Genomic DNA, 24678 nt, shown 5'->3' with positions numbered 1-24678 from the left:
TTAGCCGCAGGCCATCAACACCTTCGCAAGCGTATGCGCAAAAATGCCTGGCTGCTCCATTTGCGGAAAATGCCAGGTACCCGGCTGTAACCACTCGGTCACACGGGGCGCGCAACGCGCACGCGCGGCATCCCCGACAAGGTCACCGTTGATTGCATGAATCGGGCATTGGATATCCGAAAAAGCCGCCTCCGGGGACCAGCGCAACAGGTCAGACCACAGTGGCAATATGGCCTCCTGACGCGCCGCAGCCATATCATTCTCCAGACTCTGCCTGGCCTGCCCACTCAAATCCGGCCCCGCATTGTTGGCAACCAGGTTGGCAATGCCGGACGCAAAGTTTTCCTGAAAAGGCGTTTCAATCTGGCGTGCAGTGTCTTCGTCAAGATCCCCGTAGGGAATAACAAAGGTATCCACCAACACCACGGCTTTGACCAGCTTTAGCCGGGCCGCTTCCAGGACGACAGCACCGCCCATGGAGTGCCCCACCAATACCGGATTGTCGATGCCGTCCAGCGCCGCCACCAGCGCCCGTGCCTGCGCCGTCACCGTCCAGGCAGGCAAGGTAACATCGCGCGCGTCTCCATGGCCGGGCAGGTCCACGGCAATCAATCGCGTTCCATCCGGCGCCGAATCCAGCAGTGGCTGCCAGTGCTTGCGGTTGCAGGTCCAGCCATGCACCAACACCACAGGCTGCGTGCCGTTACCGGCTTCGGTGACCGGCAAAGCCTGTTCATCGTCGATTGTCAGGGTGGGTTCCACCGGTTTCTCCTGTTCACGAAATTGTGATCGAGTTTGTTTACATTCAATTTTCGACCGAGATCGGATAAGTTAGAGATTCACAAGGGGAACAACAACTCATGACTCAGCCAATCTTGGATGGATTGCTGGGCAACGAGCGCGGGGACCTGCTCGACACCCTGTATGAGGCGCCACAGGCTCCTGATGCCTGGCCGCGTTTCCTTGCGCAAGCCGTCAGCGCGACCCGGTCACGCTCTGCCCGCATGCTGGTGCTTGATCGCCGGGCACAGACTGTACTGTCCAGCATCAAGCACAACATTGATGACAGTGATCACCAGGCCTACGTGGATCACTACGTGAACGCCTGCCCGTGGCGCCCGGAATTGAAGGACAAACCTCCCGGCCAGCTGTACTCCACCTTTCTCGATTTTTCCTGTCGGCAAAAGGCCTTCTACAACACCGAATTCTACAATGACTGGGCCCGCACCCAGGATATCCACCATGGCGTGTGCGGCACCGTCTGGCAGGATGAAGACCATACCGTGCAGCTGCTGATTCAACGCACCCGGGATCAGGGCCACTACACCCGGGAAGAAACCGACCAGATCAATGACCTGGTCATGCATGTGCGCCGTGCCGTGCGGCTGCAGACCCAATTCAGCGCGCTCAAGCACCAGCAGCAGGCTCTGGAGCAGGCCCTGGACATTCAGGCACAGCCCTTTGCCCTGCTCGATGCGCAAGGCACCCTGGTGTATATCAGCCAGGAGGCGGAGCAACTGGTGGCCTCGCACCCTCACATCGCGCTGGAAAAACACAGGCTGACCTTCCTGGATTCCCGGCGACAGTGCGCGCTTTTACAGCAACTGGCCCAGGTCACTCACCCCAATCCGGCCCTGCGAGGCAGCGGCGAGGTCATTGCCATTCCGCTCAACAGCCACCTGACAACCCGCTGCCTGGTGTCCCCCATGCATCCCCATTCAGCCCCCAGCGGCTTCAATACGCACCCCACCCCCCTGGCCATTGTCTATTTCCAGGACCCACTGGGCGATATCGATATCGACCTGGACAGCCTGATGCAGCTGTTTGATCTGTCAGAAGCCGAAGCCCGGGTCGCCGCAGGCATTGCCCAGGGCCAGTCGCCACAACAGATTGCCGACAGCCATTTTCTGTCGGTGCATACCGTGCGTACCCAGCTCAAAAGCACATTCCAGAAAACCGGCACCATGCGCCAGTCCGAGCTTGCCAAGTTAATGCTTACTTCCCCTGCCGCCCGGCGCTGGCGCCGCCCCCCTGTGAATCTGAGCTGCTCTGCATAGCCTGGCGGGCCACCTTCAAAAACAGATCAAACTGATACGCAAAGCGCCAATCGGCCCGGCGTAAATCCGCCAGGGAGTACCAGCCGATATCACTGACCTCCAGGCGGGCCGCCGCCGGCAACGACAGCGGCACCTCCTCCTGCAAAGGCTCGGCGGGCATGCAACGATAGAGATGGAAGCCGTTCTTCATCACCTGCAAACGCTCCCCCACAACAACCTGCACCCCCGTTTCTTCCAGGGTCTCCCGGTGCGCCGTGCATTGGGCCAGCTCTTCCGGCTCCAGGGTCCCACCGGGCACCCCCAGCTTGCCGCCCCAGCGATGGGTAATCAGCAGTACCTGCTGGTCGCGGACGATCAGGCAGCCGGCATTGGCCCGCCGGTCATCTTCCTGCCCGGGCACACGGGGGCAATCCGCCAGCACCTGCAGAGGCAGCCATATCAGGAAAAAAATTATCAGGGCGCGGGAATTCATCATGAATACAGCCTGCCCCGTCACGATGACGGTGTCATGGCATTTTGGCGCAGGAAAGAGGAGCGATCACAGCACCACGATCTTCCTTCTACCTTCCTTTCGCCTTCCTTCTGCAGACTTCAGCTGATCAGCGGCAGGCGATGCTCCCGGGTAGCCGCGACAACCTCATCGGGAATGACGATTTCCGTGGCCAGGGGCAGGTGATCCGACAGCAGGCAGTCGGTCAGCACACGGGTATGCCGGCTTTCCAGATCCGGCGACAGCAGGATGTGATCGATATGGCGGTCCGGCGCCCAACTGGGGTACGTGTTGAGGTTATCCGCCTGCACGGTCTGCAACCCCAAGGCTGCCAGCGGCGAATTATCCAGATGAGTCAGGCGGCAATTAAAGTCGCCCATCATCACCACGTACTTGTAGTCCGCCAACAAGCGGGCCAGGTAGGACAACTGGGTATTGCGCACCTTCTCACCCAGCGCCAGGTGCGCCACGACCACAACCAATGGCTGGATCGGGTGGCCGTACTTGATCACGATGGCACCGCGACCGGGCAACCCGGGCAATCGGTGGTCGGTGATTTCAAACGGCTGGTGTCGGCTGAGAAAGCCATTACTGAACTGGCCAAGGCGGCCAAGATTACGGTTCAACTGCTGATGCCAGAAGGGGAAATCGGCCATGGACGCCAGGTGCACCAGCTGGTTCATGTTGCGCGAACGCAGGCTGCCGCCATCCACTTCCTGCAGCCCCACCACATCAAAGTGGCTTAGCACCTCGGCGATCTGCTCGATGGTTTCCACGCTGCGCGGATGCGCCACCAGATGCTTCCAGCTACCGGTGATGTAATCACCGAATTTCTGGCTGCCGATGCCTGCCTGGATATTGAAGCTCATCAGCTTCACGGTATCCGGTGGCAGTAACACTTCCCGGGTCTGGCGGGTCTTTCTTACGCCTTGCCTGGCGAAGGAAAAGCCCGCAGGGCGGGCTTTCCAGTCACGATAGGCCAGTCTGGCACGGTCCAGCAGCATGTATCAGCTGCCTTTCTTTTCCTTGTTCGCCAGGTACTCAATCACGGCGAACAACTCTTTATCGCTCTTCAGGTTCTCACGCAGCACCAGGTACTTGCCGTTCACCACGAAGTTCGGCACCCCGGGGATCTGGTATGCCTTGGTCAGCGCGTCGGCCTGACGGATCTTGGTGGACACGCCGAAGGAGCCGTACAGCTTGTTGAACTCGGCAGGCTCCACATCGTACTTGCGGAAGAAATTGGCCAGCGCCGGCTCATTGAACAGGGGCTCACGGTGCTTGTGGATCGCGTCGAACAGCGGACCGTGGATTTCATCTACCAGGCCCAGGGCTTCTTCCACGTAATAGGCACGGGCCAGCGGCTCGGCATTACGCAGGAACAGCACCGGGGTGCGCACATAGTTGATGTAATCGGGTTTGGTTTTCAGCCAGGCGTTAACCGAAGGCTCCAGGGAATAGCAATGCGGGCAGGCATAGGAAAAGAATTCCCGCACTTCCACCTTGCTGGGGTCATCCACGGTGCCCGGTACATCCAGAATCTTGTAGTGGGTATCAACCGCAAAACGGGTGTGGTCCTCAGCGGCAGCAACTCCGGTCGCCAGCCCCAGGCTCAGCAGCAAAGCCGTCACAATGCGAAACATGCAATCCTCTCCTTTCTTGTTGGTTTCCGCCCACTGAGACAACCCGGACGGCATTTTTCTCCCTGGATGAGTGCAATCGGCACTCAATCAGAGCCATATCTTTTCATGTTGGCCATAAAAAAGGCAGCCCGCAGGCTGCCTTTTCTACAAACCGTAACCCAACCGCCCTATTTGGACAGCCCGGAGATGAAGCTTGCTACGGCCTTGATCTGGGTATCGGTCATTTTCGCCGCCACCGTCTGCATCATGCCCGGCGCATCGTTATCCGAGTCATTGGTGCGCTTGATGATGCCGTCGCCCAGATCGTTACGACCTGCCGCACGGAAGGCCTTCAGCTGGTCTTCCACGTATTGGGCGTTCTGGCCAGCCAGATGCGGGTACTTGGCCGCATCAATGCCCTGACCCGCCGGGCCATGGCAACCGGAACAGGCCGGAATGTCGTTGGCCATGTCGCCACCACGGTAGAGCTTTTCACCCTGCTCCACCCAATCAGCGCTGGCCTGCCCGGCTTCCGGGGTCAGGCTGGCGTAGAAGGCCGCCACGTCCTGCATGTCCTGCTCGCTCATGCCGGCCACCTGGCCTTGCATAACGGCGTTTTCACGGGTGCCGGACTTGAAATTTTCCAGCTGCTTAACCAGGTACTCTTCCCCCTGGCCAGCCAGTTTCGGGTACGTCCCGGTAAGGGTCTTGTTACCATCCTGACCGTGACACGCGGCGCAGGGGGCGGCTTTTGCTTTGCCTGCCTCAGCATCACCGGCCGCCATGGCCTGGGTGGCTGCCACAGCAGCAGCCATCAGCACGAACAGTTTGAAAAACTTCATGGCCTATCCTTCAGTACAGCGTCTTATTTGCTTTTGGACATGTACTCAATCAGAGCACGGTATTCTTCGTCGCTACAGTCGTTGCACATGCCTTTTGGCGGCATGGCGTTGAACCCTTCCTTGACGTGTTTCACCAGCGTATCCATACCTTTATCCAGGTGTGGCTTCCAGGCGGCTTCATCATGGGAAATCGGCGCTCCAGCAGCACCGGAGGCATGACAGAATGTACAGCTGCTGTTGTAACGTTCCTCTACAGTCGCTGCACTGGCAGCCCCCGTAACCAGAACCATTGCAAGACCTGCTACAAAACCCTTCATACGCTACCTCTGCTATGCTGGCGTCGCCGCTGGCGAAGTCCGTTTGCCGCTACCGGCAAACCGTTGTAGAACGTCGGCCGCCCTCAACATACCGCTAAATATGCCGTTAAGGGGCAAGCGGCCGGGATTATATACCAGTCCGGTGGGCGCCGTCATATTCCATGTGAAGGGTAGGGGTATAGTCCGGTCAAGTCACGCCCGCACCAGCAAAACAGCGGCAATAAAAGACGAAAGTGCCCATACTCTGCGCACTCATTTGCTCCACCGCACGGCTATGCATTGCCAGCCGCATGCCAGACAGCAAGAATAGCCCCCTGATGTGACCCAAAGGCACTTTGCTATGCCCCTGCACCCCATGGAAAAAATGCTCCACCAGGCCCTGTTCCTGCAGAGCGCCCAGCGCCTGGACCAATGCCCGCCCGATGAAGGGCTGGAAGTGGCTTTTGCCGGACGCTCCAACGCCGGCAAGTCCAGCGCCATCAACCGCCTCACCAGCCAGCGCACCCTGGCGCGGACGTCCAAGACCCCGGGGCGGACCCAGCTATTGAACTTCTTCCAGCTGGACGAGGAACGCCGCCTGGTGGATCTGCCCGGCTATGGCTACGCCAAAGTGGCCAAAAGCACGCGCAATGAATGGCAACAGCACCTGGACCATTACCTGTCTGAACGCCAGGCGCTGGTGGGCCTGGTGCTGATGATGGACATCCGCCACCCACTCAAGGATTTCGACCTGCTGATGCTGGAATGGTCGGCCCAGGCCAACATGCCCATCCATATCCTCATGACCAAGGCAGACAAACTGAAATTCGGCGCCGCCAAGTCCACCCTGCTGCAAGTGAAAAAACAGCTCAAGGACCACCCGGCCCCGCTGTCCCTGCAGCTGTTCTCCGCCACCAATGGCACCGGCTGTGACGAAGCCTGGGACAAACTGGGTGAATGGCTGGAAGTATAGAGAAACGCTGCACGCGGTACGCTTCATGCAACAGGCAGAACAACGCCGCGCGTGTTGCGTGGGGCGTGCTGGCATGTTGCGGGGGATAAAAAAATCCCTGGCAGCAATCTTGGGGGAAGGGAACGACTGTGCTGCCAGGGAGGCTTGCCACCCTGGCCTCTTTGGGGGAAAAGGCCAGGGTTATACAGCGACGGATCGGTGAGGGTACTGGGGGATCGGGGGTTCCAATCCGTCGCTATGTAGTGAGAGTGCGCCTTTTGCGAAAAAGTTCCAGCCCCTGAAAGTATTTTTCTTCTCAGCTGTCGATCTGCGTCACAAAACTGGCGCATTACGGCATATGCCGCCCGGGTCCCAGGCAGGCAAAACCCTGCCCATGCACGGACAAAGCGTCTATCTCGCTGATCACTAACAGGTAATTGGCGGGGGAGATAAAACTGGCACAGCGCTTGCTTACTCTTTAACCAGCAGGCCCAATAACCTGCAGCCGGCAGAAATGTCAGGCAAAAAAAATCCCTGGCAGCAATCTTGGGGGAAGGGAACGACTGTGCTGCCAGGGAGGCTTGCCGCCCTGATTTCGGGGGAGAAATCAGGGACTCCAAAAAACTACGGATCAGCGAGGGTACTGGGGGATCGGGGGTGCCAATCCGTAGCTATCAATAGGACCGCCGCTTTTTTCGGAAAGTTCCAGGCGGTTTTATTTTTTACAAATTTTACCTTCCAGCCCAACAGCCCTCCGTAGGAGCGTCGCTGGCGGCGCGATAATCCCAGTTTCGAGGTACGAGAAGCGAAAACCAAGACTTCCAGTGAAGGGTTTTGATTTTCGAAACTCGCTTCTCGTTACTCGTCTCTTTCGGGAATCGCGCCGCCACCGAGCGCAGCGAAGGAACGCCCGCAGGGCGGCCCGAAGGGTGAGCGTAGCGAATAACCGACGCTCCTACGCTATGGGTATGCGCCTGGCAGCTAGAAGTTCGCAGCTCTCCTATTGCTTCCAGGGCTCTCCCCGTGTGCCTTTCATCCGCTTCAACTGCCGGTGCATGGCCGCCTTGGCCAGCATGTGCGCCGACACCGGGGCGGTGATGAACAGGAACAGGGTAATCAGCACTTCATGCAGCTGCAGCCCACGCTCCTGCCAGGAAAAGAACAGTAGCGACGCCACGATCGTGCCGCCCACGCCCAGGGTGGTGGCCTTGGTCGGGCCGTGCAACCGGGTATAGAAATCCGGCAGCCGGGCCAGCCCAATGGACCCCACCAACGCAAACACCCCACCAATAATCACACTGGCCGACACCAGCCACTCAATCAGAGAATCCATCATTCGCTCCGCTCGCCTGACGCTCGAAGCCCAATGCCAGACGCAAACCCACTGCGTCCAGCGTCAGGCCTCAGGCATCCGGCGTTCATTCAATAATATCCCCGCGGGTGACGTACTTCGCCACGGCCACGGTGCTGACAAAGCCGATCAGTGCGATCAGCATGGCGGCTTCAAAATAGAGTTTGCTGTCCACCTGGATGCCGTACACCACGATCAACGCAATGCTGTTGATGTACATGGTATCCAGTGCCAGCACCCGGTCCGGCAGTGACGGGCCGATAATCAACCGGTACAGGTTCAATACCCAGGCCAGGGTGATCAGCGCCAGGGCAATGGAAAGGGCCGTGTCTAGCATTCGAAAATCTCCTTCAGCGGCCGCTCATAGCGCTGTTTGATCTCTGCCACCAGCGCCGCCGCATCATCCACATCCAGGGCATGCACCAGCAGGGTTCTGCGGTCCGGGCTCACGTCCGCCGAGACGGTGCCCGGGGTCAGGGAAATGGTGCTGGCCAGCAGGGCGATGGCGAAGTCATCCTCCAGCTCCAACGGCAACTCCACAAACCCCGGCCGCAAGGAACGCAACGGCCCCAGCACCTTGATCGCCACAGACACGTTGGCCACCACGATGTCGTACAGCACCACCACCACAAAACCAAGCAGCCGCGGCAGGTTACGAATGCGCGGCACATTCGGCCAGAACGGCCGGGTCCCCAGCGGCAACAGCACAGCCAGAATGGCACCCAGCACCGCATGACCCGCAGTGAAACCACTGAGCAACATCCAGGCAAACCACAGAATCAGGCTCAGGCTGGGATACGGCAGCACCCGATACATCAGCTTCATGCGTCACCTCCCAGCACCGCAGACAGATACAGATCCGGATCGCGCAACTGGTCCGCCACCGCCGTGGTCAGCTGCAACAGCGGCTCCGCATACACCGTCATCAACGGGCTCAACAGCAGCAGCCACAGCACCGCCACCAGATGCCGGCGCGCCGGGCGCAGGCCACTGCCTTCCCCGGTGGTACGCCAGAACAACGTGGAACCAGCCCGGCTCAGGGCGATCAGGCCACACAGCCCCGCTACCAGCAGCAACACCCAATAGGCCGGGTCCGGCACACTGCGCAACAGGGCTACCTTGCCCACAAAGCCGGACAGCGGCGGCAGCCCCACCACAGCGATAGCCGCCACAAAGAACAGCACCGACAGCCGCCCGCCATTCAGAATCGCCGGACCAATCTGCAAATCGTCGGCCACCTCGCCACGGCCCCGGGCGATCAAATCCGCAAGCAGGAACAGGCCGCCGCAAATCAGGGTGGAATGCAGCAGGTAATACAGGGCCGGCCCCAGCGCCTCCAGCTGACCAAAAGCCAGCGCCGCCACCAGTGTGCCCACAGACATCACCACCAGATAAGACACCAGCGTGCCCAGCCGTTTCGAACCCAGCACACCGACACAGGCCAGCGCCAGGGTCACCAGGGCCAGCCACCACAGGGCCGACTGCCCCAGCCCCGCAAAGGGGCCATCGGCAAACGCCAGGGCGTACACCCGCACCATGGCGTAGAAGCCCACCTTGGTCATGATCGCGAACAGGGCCGCCACCCCGGCCGTCGCCCCGGCATAGGCCGCCGGCAACCAGAAATACAGCGGGAACAGGGCCGCCTTGAGGCCGAACACCACCCACAACATCAACACCGCGATATTCAGCAGGGTGGCGTCCGTTCCCGTCAGCGCCTGCGCCTTCACCGCGAAGTCCGCCATGTTCAGCGTGCCGGTGGTGCCGTAGATCAGCCCCAGGGCAATCAGAAACAGCGCCGAGCCCACCAGGTTGAGCACCACATAATGCAGCCCCGCTTTCACCCGCTCCGGGCCACGCCCGTGCAGTGCCAGCCCATAGGACGCAATCAGCAACACCTCGAAGAACACAAACAGGTTGAACAAATCGCCCGTCAGGAAAGCGCCGTTGACCCCCATCAACTGGAACTGAAACAGGGCATGGAAATTAGCGCCCCTGCGGTCATCCCCGCAGCAGGCATAAAGCAGGGCCGGGAAGGCCAGCACCGCAGTCAGCACCAGCATCAATGCGCTGAGTTTATCCAGCACCAACACAATCCCGAACGGCGCCTGCCAGTTACCCAGCGCATAGACGGTGATTTCCCCACCCCAGGCCTGATCGCCCAGAAAAATGGCTGTCGCCAGCATCGCCGCACAGGACAACAAGCCGGTGATCCGCCGCAGCCGGTGGCGCTCACGCACCTCCAGCAACAGCAACATGCCCGCCAGGGCCGGAATCAGAACCGGCGCAATAATCCAGTGATTCATGAACGGCCTCCGTCATCCGGCTTGCCGTCCACATGATCGTTATGCAGCTCGCCCTGGCTGCGCAACGCCAGCACCACCAGAAACGCCGTCATCGCAAAGCCGATCACAATGGCCGTGAGCACCAACGCCTGGGGCAGGGGATCAGTGGGGTCCGGGCTCATGCCGACCACCGCCACCTGGTTCATCTTCAGCCCGCCCATGGCGAACAGAAACACGTTCACGCCGTAACTCAGCAGCGTCAGGCCCATGACCACCGGGAAGGTCCGCGCACGCAGGCACAGATACACTCCGGACGCCACCAGCACACCAATAATGATTGCTACCAGCAGTTCCATCAGGCGTTCTCCCTCTTGTCATCCAGCAACGACAACTTGCCCAGATTGGCCAGCATCAGCAGCGTTGACCCCACCACCGTGAGGAACACCCCGGTGTCGAACAGCATGGCCGTGGCCAACTCAAATTTGCCGATCACCGGCAGTGACACATAGGTGAACGAGCTGGTCAGGAAGGGGTAGCCAAAGGCCCAGCTACCCACCCCGGTCAGCCCGGCCAGCAACACACCCAGCGCCACCACCGGGTGGTAATCCCCAGGCATGCGGCTATGCACCCAGCCCACGCCGGATGCGACGTATTGCAGCACCAGTGCCACCGAGGTGATCAAGCCCGCCACAAAACCACCGCCGGGCAAGTTATGCCCCCGCAAGAAGATGTACACGGCAATCAACAAAGCCAATGGCAACAGCGGCCGGGAGATCGTTACCAGCACCAGCGGGTGGGCGTCTTTTGCCCAGGGCCGCCCCAGCGAATCGTATTTGGCCGACGCCAGATTCAGATCCTTGAGCAAGGCATAAATGCCCATGGCGGCAATCCCCAACACGGTGATTTCACCAAAGGTGTCGAAGCCGCGGAAGTCCACCAGGATCACATTCACCACATTGGTGCCGCCCCCGCCGGACTTGCTGTTATCCATAAAGAACTGACTGATGGTGGCGGTCTCGCCGGTCATCACCAGGAACGCCAGCACCGCAACACCACTCCCCACAATAAGCGCAAGCAGCACATCACGGACCACCCGCACCGACGAGGATTCCACCTTGGTACGCACCGGCAGGAAATACATGGCCAGCATCAGCAGCAACATGGTCACCACCTCTACCGACAACTGGGTCAGCGCCAAGTCCGGCGCCGAGAAGCGCACGAACAGCAGCGACACCATCAGCCCCACCACACTCAGCGACATGATCGACGTCATCCGGTGTCGATGCAGGATGGTGGTCAGGAAAGCGGCCGCCACCAGCATGGCGGTACACAGAATCGCCACCCCATCCATGGGCAACATACCCACATCCAGGCTCAGCGCCGGCAAGTGCCACATCTGGGTGAGCAGAATCACCGCCACCAGCGTCACACCCCAGGCCACATAACTCTGCAACGAGCCATTCTGCAGCCGCCCGGTAACCGCACTGGCCAGCCGGCCCAGCTGCTGAATGCGCCCTTCGAACACCAGCTTGGCGTCCACCTCGGGCAAGCGCGCGTACAGATCAAACAACCGGCGCCGCTGGGAGTAAATAAAGATGCCACCAAACAAGGCAATAAAGCTCATCACCAACGGCAGGTTAAAGCCATGCCAGATGGCCAGGTGATACTCCGGCAGCTCGCCCCCCAGGGTAGCGGTGGCAGCCACCGCCAGCAGCCCGGCCACGGTGATCGCCGGGAACACCCCCACCGCCACACACAGCGCCACCAGAATCTCCACCGGCACCTTCATGTAGCGCGGCGGTTCATGGGGCGGGTATTTGGGCAGGTTGATGGGCTCACCGTTGAAGAACACGTCGTGAATAAAGCGCGCCGAATAGGCCACCGAGAACACCCCGCCCAGGGTCGCACCCAGGGGCAGCAACCAGCTCAAGGCCCCCAGCTGCTCAGACTGCAAGGTCTCGGTAAAGAACATCTCCTTGGACAGGAAACCGTTCAGCAACGGCACCCCCGCCATGGCCGCCGACGCCACCATGGCCAGCACCGCCGTATAGGGCATGTACTTCCACAGGCCATTGATACGGCGCATGTCGCGGGTGCCGGTCTCGTGATCAATGATCCCCGCGGCCATGAAAAGGCTGGCCTTGAAGGTGGCATGGTTAATGATATGGAACACCGCCGCCACGGCCGCCAGCTGGCTGTTCAGGCCGAACAGCAGGGTGATCAGGCCCAGATGGCTAATGGTGGAATACGCCAGCAGGCCTTTTAGATCGTGCTGGAACAGCGCCGCCGCCGCACCCCAGAGCAGCGTCGCCATGCCCGCCAGGGTAACAATCTCGAACCACAAATCGGTGCCAGCCAGCGCCGGATACAAACGCGCCAGCAGGAACACCCCGGCTTTCACCATGGTCGCCGAATGCAGGTACGCACTCACCGGAGTAGGTGCCGCCATGGCATGGGGCAGCCAGAAATGGAACGGGAACTGGGCGCTCTTGGTAAAGGCCCCCAGCAGCACCAGACACAGAATCAGCGGGTACAACTCACTGCCGCGAATCAGGTCACCGCTGGCCAGCACCTCGGTCAGTGAGAACGACCCCACCACATCACCGATCAACAGCACCCCGGCCAGCAGCGCCAGGCCGCCCATGCCGGTCACCGTCATCGCCATGCGCGCGCCCTTGCGGGCTCCGGTCTGGTGCCCCCAGAAACCGATCAGCAGGAAGGAACTAAGGCTGGTCAGCTCCCAGAACACCACCAGCAACAGCAGGTTATCGCTGGTCACCACCCCCAGCATGGCCCCCATAAAGAGCAGCAGGTAGGCGTAGAAGCGCCCCGCCTTCTCTTTGGCAGACAGGTAATAGCGGGCGTAGAGGATCACCAGCAGGCCGATGCCCAACACCAGAATGGCAAACAGCAACGCCAGGCCATCCAGGCGGAAGGCCAGCGACAGGTCCAGCGAGGGGATCCAGTTAAGGGTGCTGTGCAGGGTCTCCCCGGCGAACACCTGCTGGGCCGGCTTGAAAAGCAGCGCCAGCGCCAGCGCCGGCAGCGCCGCCGCCCCGCAGGCCAGCAAGGTGCGGTTCCCCGTTACGCGCTCCACCAATGGCGGCAGGAACGCGCCCAGAAAGGGCAACATCACCACAAAGGCAAGATTCATAGTCAATCCGTTGTCATTGTCACAAGGGCGGCAACCCGCCCGTTAGCTTGAACAGGGTGAACTAGAAAGACAACGGCGGATCAGGAAAATACGGACGACGTCCCCGGCGCGGGCACTGGGACAGGATGATGCGGCAGGGCTGGACCAAAGAAGCGGTCATAACATCCGTATCGATGATAAGGGACACCGAGTATGCCATGGGGGCACCGTGCCGGGCCAGAAGCGAGATACGAGATACGAAAACCTGAGCAACAAGCACCTGTAGGAGCACCTCTTGAGGTGCGAACCGAGCGCCAGCGAGGCTACGCACTTGCCGTCCACCCGCACAGGCAATACACCACCGCCGGCCAGCATCACCCTTCCCCACCGGTTTACGTTGCCCCACGCCGGGTTCGCACCTCAAGTGGTGCTCCTACAGTTAACCCCACGCCCTGCCGAATCCCGCCATTTCCGCTACACTCTCTGCATCTTTCAGTCAGCAGAAGTCGAGCCCCATGTCCGCAGCCGAAAAACCCATCATCCTGGTCGATGGTTCCTCCTACCTTTATCGCGCCTTTCACGCCCTCCCGCCTCTGGTGACCTCCAGCGGCCAGCCCACCGGGGCGGTGCGCGGGGTAGCCGCCATGCTGCGCAAGCTGATCAAGGACTACGACCCGCAATATATGGCGGTGATCTTCGACGCCAAGGGCAAGACCTTCCGCGACGAAATGTTCGAGGAATACAAATCCCAGCGCCCGCCCATGCCCGATGATCTGCGCGAGCAAGTGACGCCCCTGCACGACCTGATCCGCGCCATGGGCCTGCCGCTGATCATCGAAGACGGCGTGGAAGCCGACGACGTGATCGGCACCTACGCACGCATCTTCGGCAGCCAGGGCAAACCAGTGCTGATCTCCACCGGCGACAAGGACATGGCCCAGCTGGTCACCGAGCAAGTCACCCTGATCAACACCATGAACGACGCCCTCTACGACATCGACGGCGTGAAGAAAAAATTCGGCGTGGGCCCGGAACTGATCATCGACTTCCTTGCCCTCATGGGCGACAAGGTGGACAACATCCCCGGCGTGCCCGGTGTGGGCGAGAAAACCGCCCTCGGCCTGCTACAGGGCCTGGGGTCGCTGGAAACCATCTACGACAACCTGGACAAGGTGGCCGACCTCAGCTTCCGCGGCGCCAAGACCCTGGGCAAGAAGCTGGAAGACAACAAGGAAATGGCATTCCTTTCCTACCAGCTGGCCACCATCAAGCTGGATTGCGACGTCAGCGACGATCTGAACGAGTTAAAGCTGCAAACCCCGGACGCGGAAAAGCTGGCCGAATATTACCGCAGCCTGGAATTCAAAGGCTGGCTCAGTGAACTGCTGGAAGGCCAGGACCCGGCCGCTGAAGACGCTGGCAAGAAAGTAGAGCTTGAAGCCGACAGTGAGTCCGTACTGAGCATCGACAAGGAAGGCTACGAAACCGTCCTCGATGAAACCGCCCTCAATGCCTGGATTGACGCACTCAAGAACGCAGACGTGTTTGCCCTCGATACCGAAACCACCAGCCTCAACTACATGCAGGCAGAACTGGTGGGCGTGAGCGTGGCAGTGGAAGCGGGCAAGGCCGCCTACATTCCCTTCGGCCACAACTACCCGGGCGCTCCAGACCAGCTCGACAAGCAGTTTGTCCTCGATGCACTAAAACCGATTCTCGAAGACGACAACCTCAAGAAAGTCGGCCAGAACCTGAAGTACGACATGAGCGTGCTGGCCGAAGATGTGGGCATCACCCTGCGCGGCGTGGCCTACGACACCATGCTGGAATCCTACGTGCTTGATTCCGTCGCCACCCGTCACGACATGGACTCCCTGGCGCTCAAGTATCTGGGCCGCAAGACCATCAGCTTTGAAGAGATCGCTGGCAAAGGCGCCAAGCAGCTCACCTTCAACCAGGTGGGCCTGCACGAAGCCAGCCGTTACGCCGCCGAAGATGCGGACGTGACCCTGCGCCTGCACCAGACCCTGTGGCCCAAGCTGGAAAAAGAAGGCCGCCTGACAGAGGTATTCCGCGACATCGAACTCCCCCTGGTCACCGTACTCAGCCGCATCGAACGCAACGGCACCTACGTGGACGCCACCCTGCTCAAGCACCAGAGCCAGTTCCTGGCCAAGCGCATGGCAGAACTACAAGAAAAGGCCTGCGAGATCGCCGGGCAAGAATTCAACCTGAGCAGCCCCAAGCAGCTCGGTGAAATCCTCTACCAGAAGCTGGAAATCCCGGTCATCAAGAAGACCCCCAAGGGCGCGCCGTCCACCGCAGAAGCGGTGCTACAGGAGCTGGCCCTGGAATACCCCCTGCCCCAGGTGATCATGGATTACCGCGGCGTGGCCAAGCTCAAGAACACCTACACCGACAAACTGCCGGAGCTGATCAACCAGCGCACCGGCCGCGTGCACACCTCCTATCATCAGGCGGTGGCCGCCACCGGGCGCCTGTCTTCCAGTGATCCGAACCTGCAGAACATCCCGGTACGCTCTGAAGAAGGCCGCAAGATCCGCCAGGCCTTCCTCGCCCCCAAAGGGCGCAAGATCGTCGCCTGTGATTACTCGCAAATCGAACTGCGCATCATGGCGCACCTGAGTGACGACAAGGGCCTCACCGACGCCTTCGAAAAAGGCCTGGATATCCACCGCGCTACCGCCGCCGAAGTGTGGGGAAAAACTCTCGACGAGGTGAGCGACAACGACCGCCGCAACGCCAAGGCCATCAACTTCGGCCTCATCTACGGCATGAGCGCCTTCGGCCTCGCCAAACAACTGGGCCTGCCGCGCAAGGAAGCCCAGGAATACATCGATCTCTACTTTGAGCGTTACCCCGGCGTGAAAAAATACATGGCCGACACCCGCGCCCTGGCCGCAGACAACGGCTACGTGGAAACCGTCTACGGCCGCCGCCTCTACCTGCCGGAAATCCACAGCAAAAACGGCCAACGCCGCCAAGCCGCCGAACGCGCCGCCATCAACGCCCCCATGCAAGGCACCGCCGCCGATATCATCAAGAAGGCCATGATCAAAGTGCACGACTGGCTGGAAACCACCGACTTCGACGCCAAGATGATCATGCAGGTGCACGATGAACTGGTGTTTGAAGTGGCTGAGGATCAGGTGGATGATCTGGTCAGGGAAGTGAAGGCGCGTATGGAGTCAGCGGCGGAATTGAAGGTGCCGTTGATTGTGGATGCGGGGATTGGGGAGAATTGGGAAGAGGCGCATTGACAATAAAACAAAAACCGCAACCCTTATTCCATATCGGTATATGCAGTCAATGCAATAGTTGCTAGTGTTGTGCTATCTTCTCGTGCCCAAAAAATAACCGACTACGGATAGTCAAATTAAGGAGGACGCGGTGGATTTACTCATTAGCGGCATTGCTATTTTGATAGTTTGCGCTGGCATTGGTCACGTCCTGTTTACTATTAAAGTAGCGGTTAACGCCAAAAAGCTTGATGCTCAAGAAATGTCCAGCCGAAAACACGGCCTCTTTATCGAGCATGGCATGGTTTTCAACAAACAAGACGGCTCAGGCGTAACCCCTCAGCAGAAACTGTCAGACTACTTTTACGACTCGATATCGAAATAATTACATTACTCTCAGCTTTATCAAAGGTGGGCCCATCCGGGCCCACCTTTATTTTATGGGGTTAAAAAACATGGAAGAGCTAGTTGGGGATGGAGCCAACCTCAGCCACTATAATTATGTTGCGTGGATCCCATGCCTCAGCGGAAACTTGGTTTTTGACTTCATTGCTCCATGCCTCGGCCAAAACCATACACACGTTCCGATTTTTTCAAAGACAAAGACAAACCTTATCTACTCTGAAAAAGACTGGCAGGACAAACCTGCAGACTTAACAGGCAAAACAAGCATATTACTTCGCACCGAAGAGCATGGAGAAGTTCTAACTGGCGAGATACTTCTTGCCCCATCAGGAAAAGCAGCAGCGGATTGGAAGGTCAAACTTAGACATAAGAACATTCAAGAAAAAAATAGCTCCCAAGATTTCATCAATAGCTTACCTGCTCAAAGCAGGGCAAATGTATACGTCCTGGCTTTCTCCGTGCACAAATCGGGCATTACTTTTCTATCCACGAAGAAGATCAACACCCCCGATAACGAGCCACAAAGCGCATCAACTCTCGCTCGCCAAGCCTTTTATTTTATAAAGTACTGCCTACACAGACACAAGCACCACCCAAAATCGATCGATAGCATCACCACTACTGAAGAAATTTTTTCCGATAACGACAAACGCTCCCCTGCAAAAAAAATTATTGATCAACTAATAAGATCACTTGTCGAGCTGAAACGCCTGTACTCTGACCTTGGAAAATCCGAAGGAAATAGACACATTGGGTTAATCGCCTACACGAGATCGCTCGCTCAAATTATCAAAGAGCACAAACTGGAAAAGCCAGAATACTGCGACTCCATCTTGATCTATCTTGAAAACTTTGAAAAATCTTTTTCTGCCATAAGGCAAGAACGCCATGAAAAAAGCGAGAAAAAATCCAAGTCGATCACGCTATCTCTTCAAATAACATCATTTCTTCTAGCTTCATTTTTTGCATTCACGGTTATCTCCTTCAACCTACACCGACTAAAACCAGAAAAGCATCACGGCGAAATCGAGCCCTACCCCGAATTGTTCACCACTTTTTTCTCTGATTACCTAAACATTTATAACTGGTTATTCTTAACAGCAGGAATAACACTTCTAATTCACATTTATTTCTCTGGCTGGTTCGGAAAACTCAATCGAGTCGTTGTAAAAAGCTACTTCAAACAAGAAAGGTTTAGCTACCTGCGTGCAGCAGCCCACATCCTAGGATCATTCATAATAATCTCCGCCTCTCTGTGGATATTATTTGGCAGACAATGAACCAGCAAGGTCATGAGGGAGCCAGGGTCAGGTCTTGCATCGTGCATCCCTCACTATACGGCTCACGCTCGAACGGTGCAGCCCGAAGTAATCAGCTATCTCTTTAAGGTTAAACGCCCCAATGGCATGAGCCGCTGCGATGGCGCTATTACGGTTCGGGGCCGTCGACTCAAAATCCGCCAAGGGTTGTGCCACGCGGCGTTTCTGGATCGAGCCGAAATAGGGACACGAAATAGGGAGAAATAGGGGACACGCACTATGCCCCCTCTCGCCACTCCCCCGGCGATGTCCCCACCCACTGCCTGAACGCCCGGTTAAACGAACTCTGCTCCGCAAACCCCAGCAGCATGGTGATCTCGAACAGGGACAAAGACCGGTCGCGCAGGTAGCTTTGTGCCAGTTCCTGGCGGGTGCGGTCGAGCAGGCCCTGGAAGGTCTGACCGCCGGCGGTGAGACGGCGCTGCAGGGTGCGCACGGACAAGGCCATTTCGCTGGCCACTTCTTTTAGTGATACCCGCGCATCCGGTAGCAACCGCAAGAACACCTGCTGCACCTGAAAGGCAAAGGGATCGTTACCCGGCAGCGCATTGGACAAGGCCATGGACTGGCGATCGAGAATCTGGCGCAGAGCAGGATTTGCCGTGGGCAGGGGAATGCTGAGGTAATCCGCCGGAAAGCGCACCGACACATATGGCGCGGAGAAGCGCACCGGGCAACCAAAGAAGGCCTCGTACACTTCCGGGCGCTCCGGGGGCGGTGAGGAAAACGTCACTTCAACCGGATTGGGGGCACCCGGCACAATTTTCCGCAGGAAACTGATCAGCGCGGAAATGGCGGTTTCATCCACCAGCAGACTCAGGCTCATCCCTCCGAACATGGGCCAGCCAATTTCCGCCTGCTTCCCACGGATTACCACTTCCGCCATTTGAATCCCGTAGAACAGGGATTCAAACCGCTGATAGGCATACAGCGCCTGACCCAGGTTGTCGCTCGACTGCACCAGATAGCCCAGCACCCCCACATGCTCAGGCGTAATGCAGGCCCCGATGTCCAGCCCGCACCCGTCGACAGGCCGTACCGCGTATGCCCGGCGCAGCAAATCGAACCACAGCGGGACCCAGGGTCAGACCTCACATTTCACACACACTACCAGAAAGTAAGCATTCGCTTGCCAATTCGGCCGCCAGCGGCTGACAACGCTTTCCCAGCAGCCATGTCAGAATTCGCTACGAATTCCGAGACATGGAGGCTTGGGCCAGATGGCTCGACCGCTTCGTATTGAGTTCGCTGGTGCGCTTTATCACATCACGGCTCGGGGGAACGCCCGGGGCGATATATTCCAGGACGATACAGATCGGTGGCGGTTTCTGGATCTCTTGGCTGAAGCCTGTGAGCTATTCCACTGGCACTGCCATGCCTGGTGCCTGATGGGCAACCACTACCATCTGCTCCTTGAGACGGGCTCCGCGACGCTGTCAAAGGGCATGCGTTGGCTGAACGGGGTGTACACCCAATACCACAACCGCCGACACCGCCGCGTCGGCCACCTGTTTCAGGGACGCTTCAAGGGCATCTTGGTCGAGAAGGAAAGCTACCTGCTGGAGCTGGCCCGCTATATCGTCCTCAATCCAGTACGAGCCCGAATGGTCCACGAGGCAAACGAGTGGCCCTGGAGCAGCTACCGGGCGACCGCAGGCATGGAAGCATCCCTTCCCTGCCTGACCCGAGACTGGATTCTGCGGTATTTTGGCGACAAGTTTTCCACGGCTACCTGCCGGTACCAGCAATTCGTCCGGGAAGGCACGAACCAGCCGGCGCCTTGGGAACAACTGAAGAATCAGGTGTACCTGGGCTCCGATGCGTTTGTGGAGCGTGTACAGCAGCAGATTGATGAGGCGCAGCCCCTTGAAGACATCCCGAAGCTCCAGCCCCTTAAACCCGTTAAAGCTCTTGAGCACTATGAAGCGCAATTCCCCACACGAGATGAAGCAATGGCTCACGCATGGCTGGATAGGCACTATTCGCTAGAAGCCATCGGCAGACATTTTGGCGTTAGCCGAACTACCGTCAGCCGGGCGGTGAAAGCCTTTCGGGTGAAACGTGAAGTCTAACCCCTGCCTATGCTCTTAATCTCACCACTCTAAAGAAGAACCTTCCATGAGATCCTTCACATTTCTATTCACCATGCTCTGCTCAGGAATAGCTGAAAATATTTCCTCCATCCGTCTTTTGTCTTCCTCCGTCACTTCTCTTACCGTTACATCTGCCAATTCATACTCTCTAATATCCATTAAAGGCGAAGCAAAAAAGTAGTTTCCACCGAATCCAACCTCACCCCTTAATACCTTACTTCTAACTTCTCGACCGTTACTTCCATCGATAAGAACAAGAATCGCATGAACCCCTGCCCAACTCTTGCTGACCTTTCCACTAGGTCCTGCACTATAAATAGAAACACCCTCGGGAACATCCGCCGACTGAACAGCCGCCTTCACAGGAGCCATCAAGACAATGGCATCCAAATCATTTTCCGATGAAATATTTTTAAGATCCTCCTCCAAATACATAAATTTATTCTCACCAAACATAAAGGAAGAAAAACTCGCAGGCTTATCTTTTGTCAGCAAGGCAAACATTTCCTCTTGATTAAAATCCAAATCAACAACCTCATAATCGTACTGCAGCGCCTCACCAATCTTTTCCTGGAAAATGTCGTTTAAATCCACACCCTCTATCTCAACATTATTAACCTGGTTACCAAAGACGGTCATCCCCCGATGATAAAGCCCGATCTCACTTCCCATCAGAGAAATAACGCCCACTCTTTTAGGGCTCTCATCAAAGGTTGTACTTTTATATGCTTGGCACCCTGACACGACAATAGCCACGATGATAAAGGCAATTTTTTTATGCATAATCACTCCGAATGAAAATCAAACCCGTAACCCCCAAAGAACCTGGGGAACACACACAATTTCAAGCCAACAAATCAATGAGTTAGAAAACTTCGCCCTTGGAAACACCCCGCGTGCCCCCGATCATGCTGACATGGCAAGCTACGGAACCGAGCCCCCCCCCCCCAACCCTTCTTGTGGACTGAGACCCAGCACATTTTCTTTTTCTGGCACTCTAGTATATTCCCCATCCAGCTATCGATGAGAAAAGGGACACGCACATATTAAAGCTGTAAAACATGGCCTTATCTTTACCCTCAGGCCAAGCCAGCATCCAAGCCAGTTAAGGCAAATCAAACCGGCGCTCCAGCCCTGACAACGTGGCATTGGAAAAATACTGCAGTCCTTCTGCATTAAAGCCTGCAGGAAAACCGGCCACTGCCGCGCGGTAGGAAGTGCGTCGTGTCAATACCGGAGCTGGGTCTTCGGCAGACCGGGGCTTGAACACCTCCTCTTTTTGCAACCGATCGCCTGCGTAGGCAAAATCATGCTTGATTAGCGGTATGCCCGAGGTGTCTGGATAAAAAGTCGCTGTTAGCACGCGACCTTTTGCGTCGTGTTGATAATGGACGCCTTCATCCCCCGGCGCCTGCCAGGTGCTCTTCGGCTTGCCATCGGCCAGCCACTCATAGGTGGGGCCAGGGATTACCACGTCGTCAGCCGTATCCAACAGGCCATCCTCTCCTGCTTTACGGGTGGTGTAACCGGTCACCTGATCACGGGCATTGAACTGATATACCACCACCATCGGGGACGGCGCGCCGGAGATAAAGTCCTTGTCGATCTCGACCGTGTAGGTATTTAGCTCTCGATCCAGCGTGCGCATGCTGTGTTCAGTGTGGTTGAACACATAGCCGTGGTAATAATCCACTTCCCGCTCGACGCTATTGTCGGCGTAGGTGTAGCGCACTGTCTCGTCCAGCAATTTGCAGCTGCGATACTGTAACGTCTCAAGAGCGGCATTGGAGCCGGTCTCACAGGCATCGGCGAGCACCCCTGACGCAAAATCCGTTTCCAGAACATCGACCTCGATGGTTTCAGGCCTGCCTTCTTCATCCAGGGTGATCGTGGTCTGTTGGGATTGTCCTAACAGGCCATCCTCAAGACCATCCTGATACGCGGTGAGGGTTTGCGAATCAGTCACGACACTCCCTTCTCTCTCCCGAGAGAGCACCATCCGATACCCTCCATTCCCGTGGGGACAACGTGCCCCAGTGCAATATTCCTCACGGGTGACTCGATGATCGTCCAGTGAAGGGCAATACATGGCTTCGCCATCAGGCTGACCGGATTCGGCCAACGCTGCGGCACCGGTGGGTGAACGGGCTATGGCATGAACAGGCAGAAATCGTTGACGCGGCAAGGCACTGTCGCCTTCCTCATGGGCGATATATTCACACTCCAGGAACAGGGACTCCGTGTCATCGCCGGTATCCCAGAGACCGTCTTCGCCGGGGGAGAGATAGCGGGAACGCAGCAGGTCGGCTGTGCTGTAGTCGTACACCACCTTGCCGGTCAGGTTGCCGGTGCCCCTATCGAAATACTCGATCGAGGCCGGCACCACGGGAGAGGAGCCCGTCGACCCCGACGGCAGAGACGAAGACGAGCCGCCACCTCCGCAACCCGCCAGCAATAAACACGAGAACGTGGCCAACAGGCCGCCTGATTTGACGTAAAACGATTTCAGCATCCCAGCCTCGCCAATCCGTATCAGCGCGACAACCCGCGCAGTCTATTCTTATTACCCACAGCGCCCGTCTCTCAACGACTGAATCGTCTCCAGAGAGAAGTCCACAGGCGTATCGCCGTTCAGTGACACCGACCATATCCCTGCATCGCCATCCATCGTGATAACAGCGTTATTCCCCTCTGCATCCTGCAACTTGATCTGGCCAGCCTTGATAGACCGCTTACCGTTCAAAGGACTTGAATCGCGATTGCTCTCATCGATCACTAGATCTGACAGGGTCGCCACTGTTATCAGCCCCTCTGGGCATGAGGCTCGAACCGGATCGAGCTGCTTGGTGCCATAAGCGCCATTGACGCTCTCAATTCTATGCTCAGGAAATGGAAGCGCTCCATTCGGCGAAAGCGACATACTGAATCGTGCATCAGTACTTTCACCCAGCTGGAACTGGACAGCCGTGACTTCACCGCTGTCATCATATATCCAGGCAAACCTTTCCATTGAAAACTCTTCCAGACCAAGACCTGAAGAGCCGTACTCTTCCTCATCGCTATTTCGTGAAAGATGAACAAAAGCATGGCTATACCTGGCTTTCAGTAGCCGAGAGTTATCGAAGCTCGACAGCTGGTACACAAAGTGAGGCTGCTCACTGGAATCTCCATACCGGTCATAGGAGAGAAAATCGGTTTCCTCGAAAAAATCTCCCGATCCTTTACCCGAAACAGGAAAGCCACGTTGGCGAAAACCGGTTATATCGCCACTCAGGGTCAGATCATAGTCGCAGCCTTCCAGGCGATACGAGCGTACGCTGTGTAACGCCCCGGTAAACGGCGAACCCAGATCTTCCAGCGTGTACCCCTCCGTGACGTTCTCTCCAGCATTGAAGCAGCCCCGGTACTCATGTTGAGTAACGTCAACTCTATTTCCGATCTGATGATTGGTGTGATTCTTTACTGTTAGCAGGGAATCGTAATTATATGACCAACCGCCAAACAACAGCACCGCATCCTCTTCCGACGTTAACGTCGCCGCTGGCAAGGACTTCAATGGCGCTCGAAAGATTGCAGGCTCTGGAAAGGTCTGATCAGATTGACCGCCATCACTACCACCGCCCCCGCACCCCGCAAGCACAACACACCCCAGAAACAACCCCTTCAATCGCATCAAACTTTTATCCTTTGACCATTCCCAACCCATGACTAATACATGGACAAAGCGCCACATTTATCTGGCCATTTATTCGCAAGCGGCATCGAACTCGTCGATCACCTGTTCTATGTCCGCATCCATGCCGACCCAACCCACGACAAACATATCGTCCTGAGGAACCACCTCGAAGCGCAACCCCCGTCGCTCAAGAATTGCTACCAGAATACCTTTCTCTTCAGCGCTAACCGTCACTTTGGCAGGTCCGGCCTCCCCCTTAGAGAGATCCGGTTCCAGCGTCAGCACTTCGGCTGGATCACCATTAACCAGCGGCGCGCCATCAAACCCGGCCAGTACCTCGTCCACAGGAATTGGGCCTGCACCTGAAACCACGCCATCTCGAATAATGCGATTGCCTCGCTGCTGGGGTGGATCACCGGAAAAGATCAGCACGGCACCCTCACCAAGGTGGCGCAGTTCGCCATCCAGGTACTCCAGTAGCATCTTCTGGGTGTCGGTCATATAAATATCACCCACCTGATAAGGAGGACTGTCGTTTCCGAGACGGCTTTTGCGGTGGGTAACAACAGGGGTGACATTGCCTTGATCGTCAATGTCATAGCGAATGACCAACAGCGCGGATGCCTGGTGCAGCTGATCCTCATAGGAAAGACGATTAAATGCTTCCCATGAGCGATCCTCAATGACGGTAATTTCTCCGCTCTTTGGGATGGAGGACGTACCGCCAACATCTTGATCGCAGCCAATCAGAAGCAGAGAGAGACCGCACAGGAGGGCGGAGCCCAGAATCGTTTTCATTGATAATCCCTATCTTTTATTCCCTGGCAACGCCTGGAAGCTGCCCGCGACCCAATCTACCCGCAAAGCAAAAAATTGCAATAATGAAAGAAAAGAAGGGAC

The 24678-nt window shown here is 57.4% G+C and carries 23 protein-coding genes; 6 read left to right on the top strand and 17 right to left on the bottom strand.

Annotation, left to right across the window (positions count from 1 at the left end):
• Window positions 1–762 (bottom strand): alpha/beta fold hydrolase, encoded by a 762-nt coding sequence (locus tag ADG881_RS11550; RefSeq protein WP_007149139.1) that lies wholly within the window; start codon window positions 760–762, stop codon window positions 1–3.
• A gap of 98 nt (window positions 763–860) precedes the next feature.
• Between ADG881_RS11550 and ADG881_RS11545 the strand changes: the two genes are divergently transcribed.
• Window positions 861–2057, top strand: coding sequence for a helix-turn-helix transcriptional regulator (locus tag ADG881_RS11545; RefSeq protein WP_039926667.1), 1197 nt, complete (start codon window positions 861–863; stop codon window positions 2055–2057).
• Here ADG881_RS11545 and ADG881_RS17255 read toward each other — a convergent pair.
• The 5 genes from ADG881_RS17255 to ADG881_RS11520 form a co-directional block, all read right to left on the bottom strand.
• A complete protein-coding gene (locus tag ADG881_RS17255; protein WP_050760154.1) occupies window positions 1996–2532 on the bottom strand; it encodes an NUDIX hydrolase in 537 nt (178 codons plus the stop codon). The two genes, ADG881_RS11545 and ADG881_RS17255, sit on opposite strands and share 62 nt — an antisense overlap.
• A gap of 116 nt (window positions 2533–2648) precedes the next feature.
• Window positions 2649–3551, bottom strand: coding sequence for an endonuclease/exonuclease/phosphatase family protein (locus tag ADG881_RS11535; protein ID WP_007151599.1), 903 nt, complete (start codon window positions 3549–3551; stop codon window positions 2649–2651).
• Between the two features lie 3 nt (window positions 3552–3554).
• On the bottom strand, window positions 3555–4190 hold the full coding sequence (locus ADG881_RS11530) for a thiol:disulfide interchange protein DsbA/DsbL (RefSeq protein WP_039926666.1): 636 nt from the start codon (window positions 4188–4190) through the stop codon (window positions 3555–3557).
• A gap of 167 nt (window positions 4191–4357) precedes the next feature.
• The gene (locus ADG881_RS11525; protein WP_007148875.1) at window positions 4358–5011 is read right to left on the bottom strand and encodes a cytochrome c; all 654 of its coding nucleotides are present in this window, start codon (window positions 5009–5011) and stop codon (window positions 4358–4360) included.
• 23 nt (window positions 5012–5034) lie between these two features.
• Window positions 5035–5328 carry a cytochrome c5 family protein gene (locus ADG881_RS11520; RefSeq protein WP_039926665.1) on the bottom strand — a complete coding sequence of 98 codons (294 nt, stop codon included), beginning with the start codon at window positions 5326–5328 and terminating at the stop codon, window positions 5035–5037.
• 340 nt (window positions 5329–5668) lie between these two features.
• Between ADG881_RS11520 and yihA the strand changes: the two genes are divergently transcribed.
• Window positions 5669–6280, top strand: a complete 612-nt coding sequence (gene yihA, locus ADG881_RS11515; protein ID WP_007149431.1) for a ribosome biogenesis GTP-binding protein YihA/YsxC — start codon at window positions 5669–5671, stop codon at window positions 6278–6280.
• A 979-nt stretch (window positions 6281–7259) separates the two neighbouring features.
• Here yihA and ADG881_RS11510 read toward each other — a convergent pair.
• The 6 genes from ADG881_RS11510 to ADG881_RS11485 all read right to left on the bottom strand — a co-directional run bounded on the left by ADG881_RS11510 (window position 7260) and on the right by ADG881_RS11485 (window position 13046).
• The gene (locus ADG881_RS11510) at window positions 7260–7592 is read right to left on the bottom strand and encodes a Na+/H+ antiporter subunit G (protein WP_039927428.1); all 333 of its coding nucleotides are present in this window, start codon (window positions 7590–7592) and stop codon (window positions 7260–7262) included.
• Between the two features lie 85 nt (window positions 7593–7677).
• Window positions 7678–7947 carry a K+/H+ antiporter subunit F gene (locus ADG881_RS11505; RefSeq protein WP_007148419.1) on the bottom strand — a complete coding sequence of 90 codons (270 nt, stop codon included), beginning with the start codon at window positions 7945–7947 and terminating at the stop codon, window positions 7678–7680.
• The gene (locus ADG881_RS11500) at window positions 7941–8435 is read right to left on the bottom strand and encodes a Na+/H+ antiporter subunit E (RefSeq protein ID WP_007150422.1); all 495 of its coding nucleotides are present in this window, start codon (window positions 8433–8435) and stop codon (window positions 7941–7943) included. Before ADG881_RS11500 ends, ADG881_RS11505 begins: the two co-directional genes overlap by 7 nt.
• Window positions 8432–9913 carry a monovalent cation/H+ antiporter subunit D gene (locus ADG881_RS11495; RefSeq protein WP_007148426.1) on the bottom strand — a complete coding sequence of 494 codons (1482 nt, stop codon included), beginning with the start codon at window positions 9911–9913 and terminating at the stop codon, window positions 8432–8434. The genes ADG881_RS11500 and ADG881_RS11495 overlap by 4 nt, the downstream gene beginning before the upstream one ends.
• Complete coding sequence (locus ADG881_RS11490) at window positions 9910–10248, bottom strand: Na+/H+ antiporter subunit C (RefSeq protein ID WP_007151081.1); 339 nt, start codon at window positions 10246–10248, stop codon at window positions 9910–9912. Before ADG881_RS11490 ends, ADG881_RS11495 begins: the two co-directional genes overlap by 4 nt.
• Complete coding sequence (locus ADG881_RS11485; RefSeq protein ID WP_007151250.1) at window positions 10248–13046, bottom strand: monovalent cation/H+ antiporter subunit A; 2799 nt, start codon at window positions 13044–13046, stop codon at window positions 10248–10250. The genes ADG881_RS11490 and ADG881_RS11485 overlap by 1 nt, the downstream gene beginning before the upstream one ends.
• A gap of 494 nt (window positions 13047–13540) precedes the next feature.
• Here ADG881_RS11485 and polA point away from each other — a divergent pair, with 494 nt between their 5' ends.
• The 3 genes from polA (at window position 13541) to ADG881_RS11470 (ending at window position 17970) form a co-directional block, all read left to right on the top strand.
• Window positions 13541–16306, top strand: a complete 2766-nt coding sequence (gene polA / locus ADG881_RS11480; protein ID WP_007148892.1) for a DNA polymerase I — start codon at window positions 13541–13543, stop codon at window positions 16304–16306.
• A 130-nt stretch (window positions 16307–16436) separates the two neighbouring features.
• Entirely contained in the window at window positions 16437–16670 is a 234-nt protein-coding gene (locus ADG881_RS11475) for a hypothetical protein (protein ID WP_039926664.1), read from the top strand.
• Between the two features lie 70 nt (window positions 16671–16740).
• Complete coding sequence (locus ADG881_RS11470; RefSeq protein WP_156790400.1) at window positions 16741–17970, top strand: hypothetical protein; 1230 nt, start codon at window positions 16741–16743, stop codon at window positions 17968–17970.
• Between the two features lie 256 nt (window positions 17971–18226).
• Here the strand turns inward: ADG881_RS11470 and ADG881_RS11465 are convergent, their stop codons facing one another.
• A complete protein-coding gene (locus ADG881_RS11465) occupies window positions 18227–19069 on the bottom strand; it encodes an AraC family transcriptional regulator (protein ID WP_156790399.1) in 843 nt (280 codons plus the stop codon).
• A gap of 160 nt (window positions 19070–19229) precedes the next feature.
• Between ADG881_RS11465 and ADG881_RS11460 the strand changes: the two genes are divergently transcribed.
• The gene (locus ADG881_RS11460; RefSeq protein WP_007151573.1) at window positions 19230–20081 is read left to right on the top strand and encodes a transposase; all 852 of its coding nucleotides are present in this window, start codon (window positions 19230–19232) and stop codon (window positions 20079–20081) included.
• Window positions 20082–20102: 21 nt separating this feature from the next.
• On the opposite strand, the gene ADG881_RS11455 is transcribed toward ADG881_RS11460, so the two are convergent.
• From ADG881_RS11455 to ADG881_RS11440, 4 genes are all read right to left on the bottom strand, one after another.
• Window positions 20103–20885: a hypothetical protein gene (locus ADG881_RS11455; protein WP_039926662.1), complete on the bottom strand. Its 783-nt coding sequence runs from the start codon at window positions 20883–20885 to the stop codon at window positions 20103–20105.
• A gap of 322 nt (window positions 20886–21207) precedes the next feature.
• Window positions 21208–22614 (bottom strand): hypothetical protein, encoded by a 1407-nt coding sequence (locus tag ADG881_RS11450; RefSeq protein WP_156790398.1) that lies wholly within the window; start codon window positions 22612–22614, stop codon window positions 21208–21210.
• 51 nt (window positions 22615–22665) lie between these two features.
• Window positions 22666–23835: a hypothetical protein gene (locus tag ADG881_RS11445; RefSeq protein ID WP_007150162.1), complete on the bottom strand. Its 1170-nt coding sequence runs from the start codon at window positions 23833–23835 to the stop codon at window positions 22666–22668.
• 12 nt (window positions 23836–23847) lie between these two features.
• Window positions 23848–24576, bottom strand: a complete 729-nt coding sequence (locus ADG881_RS11440; protein ID WP_007150292.1) for a hypothetical protein — start codon at window positions 24574–24576, stop codon at window positions 23848–23850.
• Between the last annotated feature and the right edge of the window lie 102 nt (window positions 24577–24678).

Source organism: Alcanivorax sp. DG881 (assembly GCF_000155615.1).
Lineage (GTDB): Bacteria > Pseudomonadota > Gammaproteobacteria > Pseudomonadales > Alcanivoracaceae > Alcanivorax.
The sequence above is the reverse complement of the archived record's forward strand: the minus strand, read 5'-3'. Positions and strand labels throughout refer to the sequence as shown.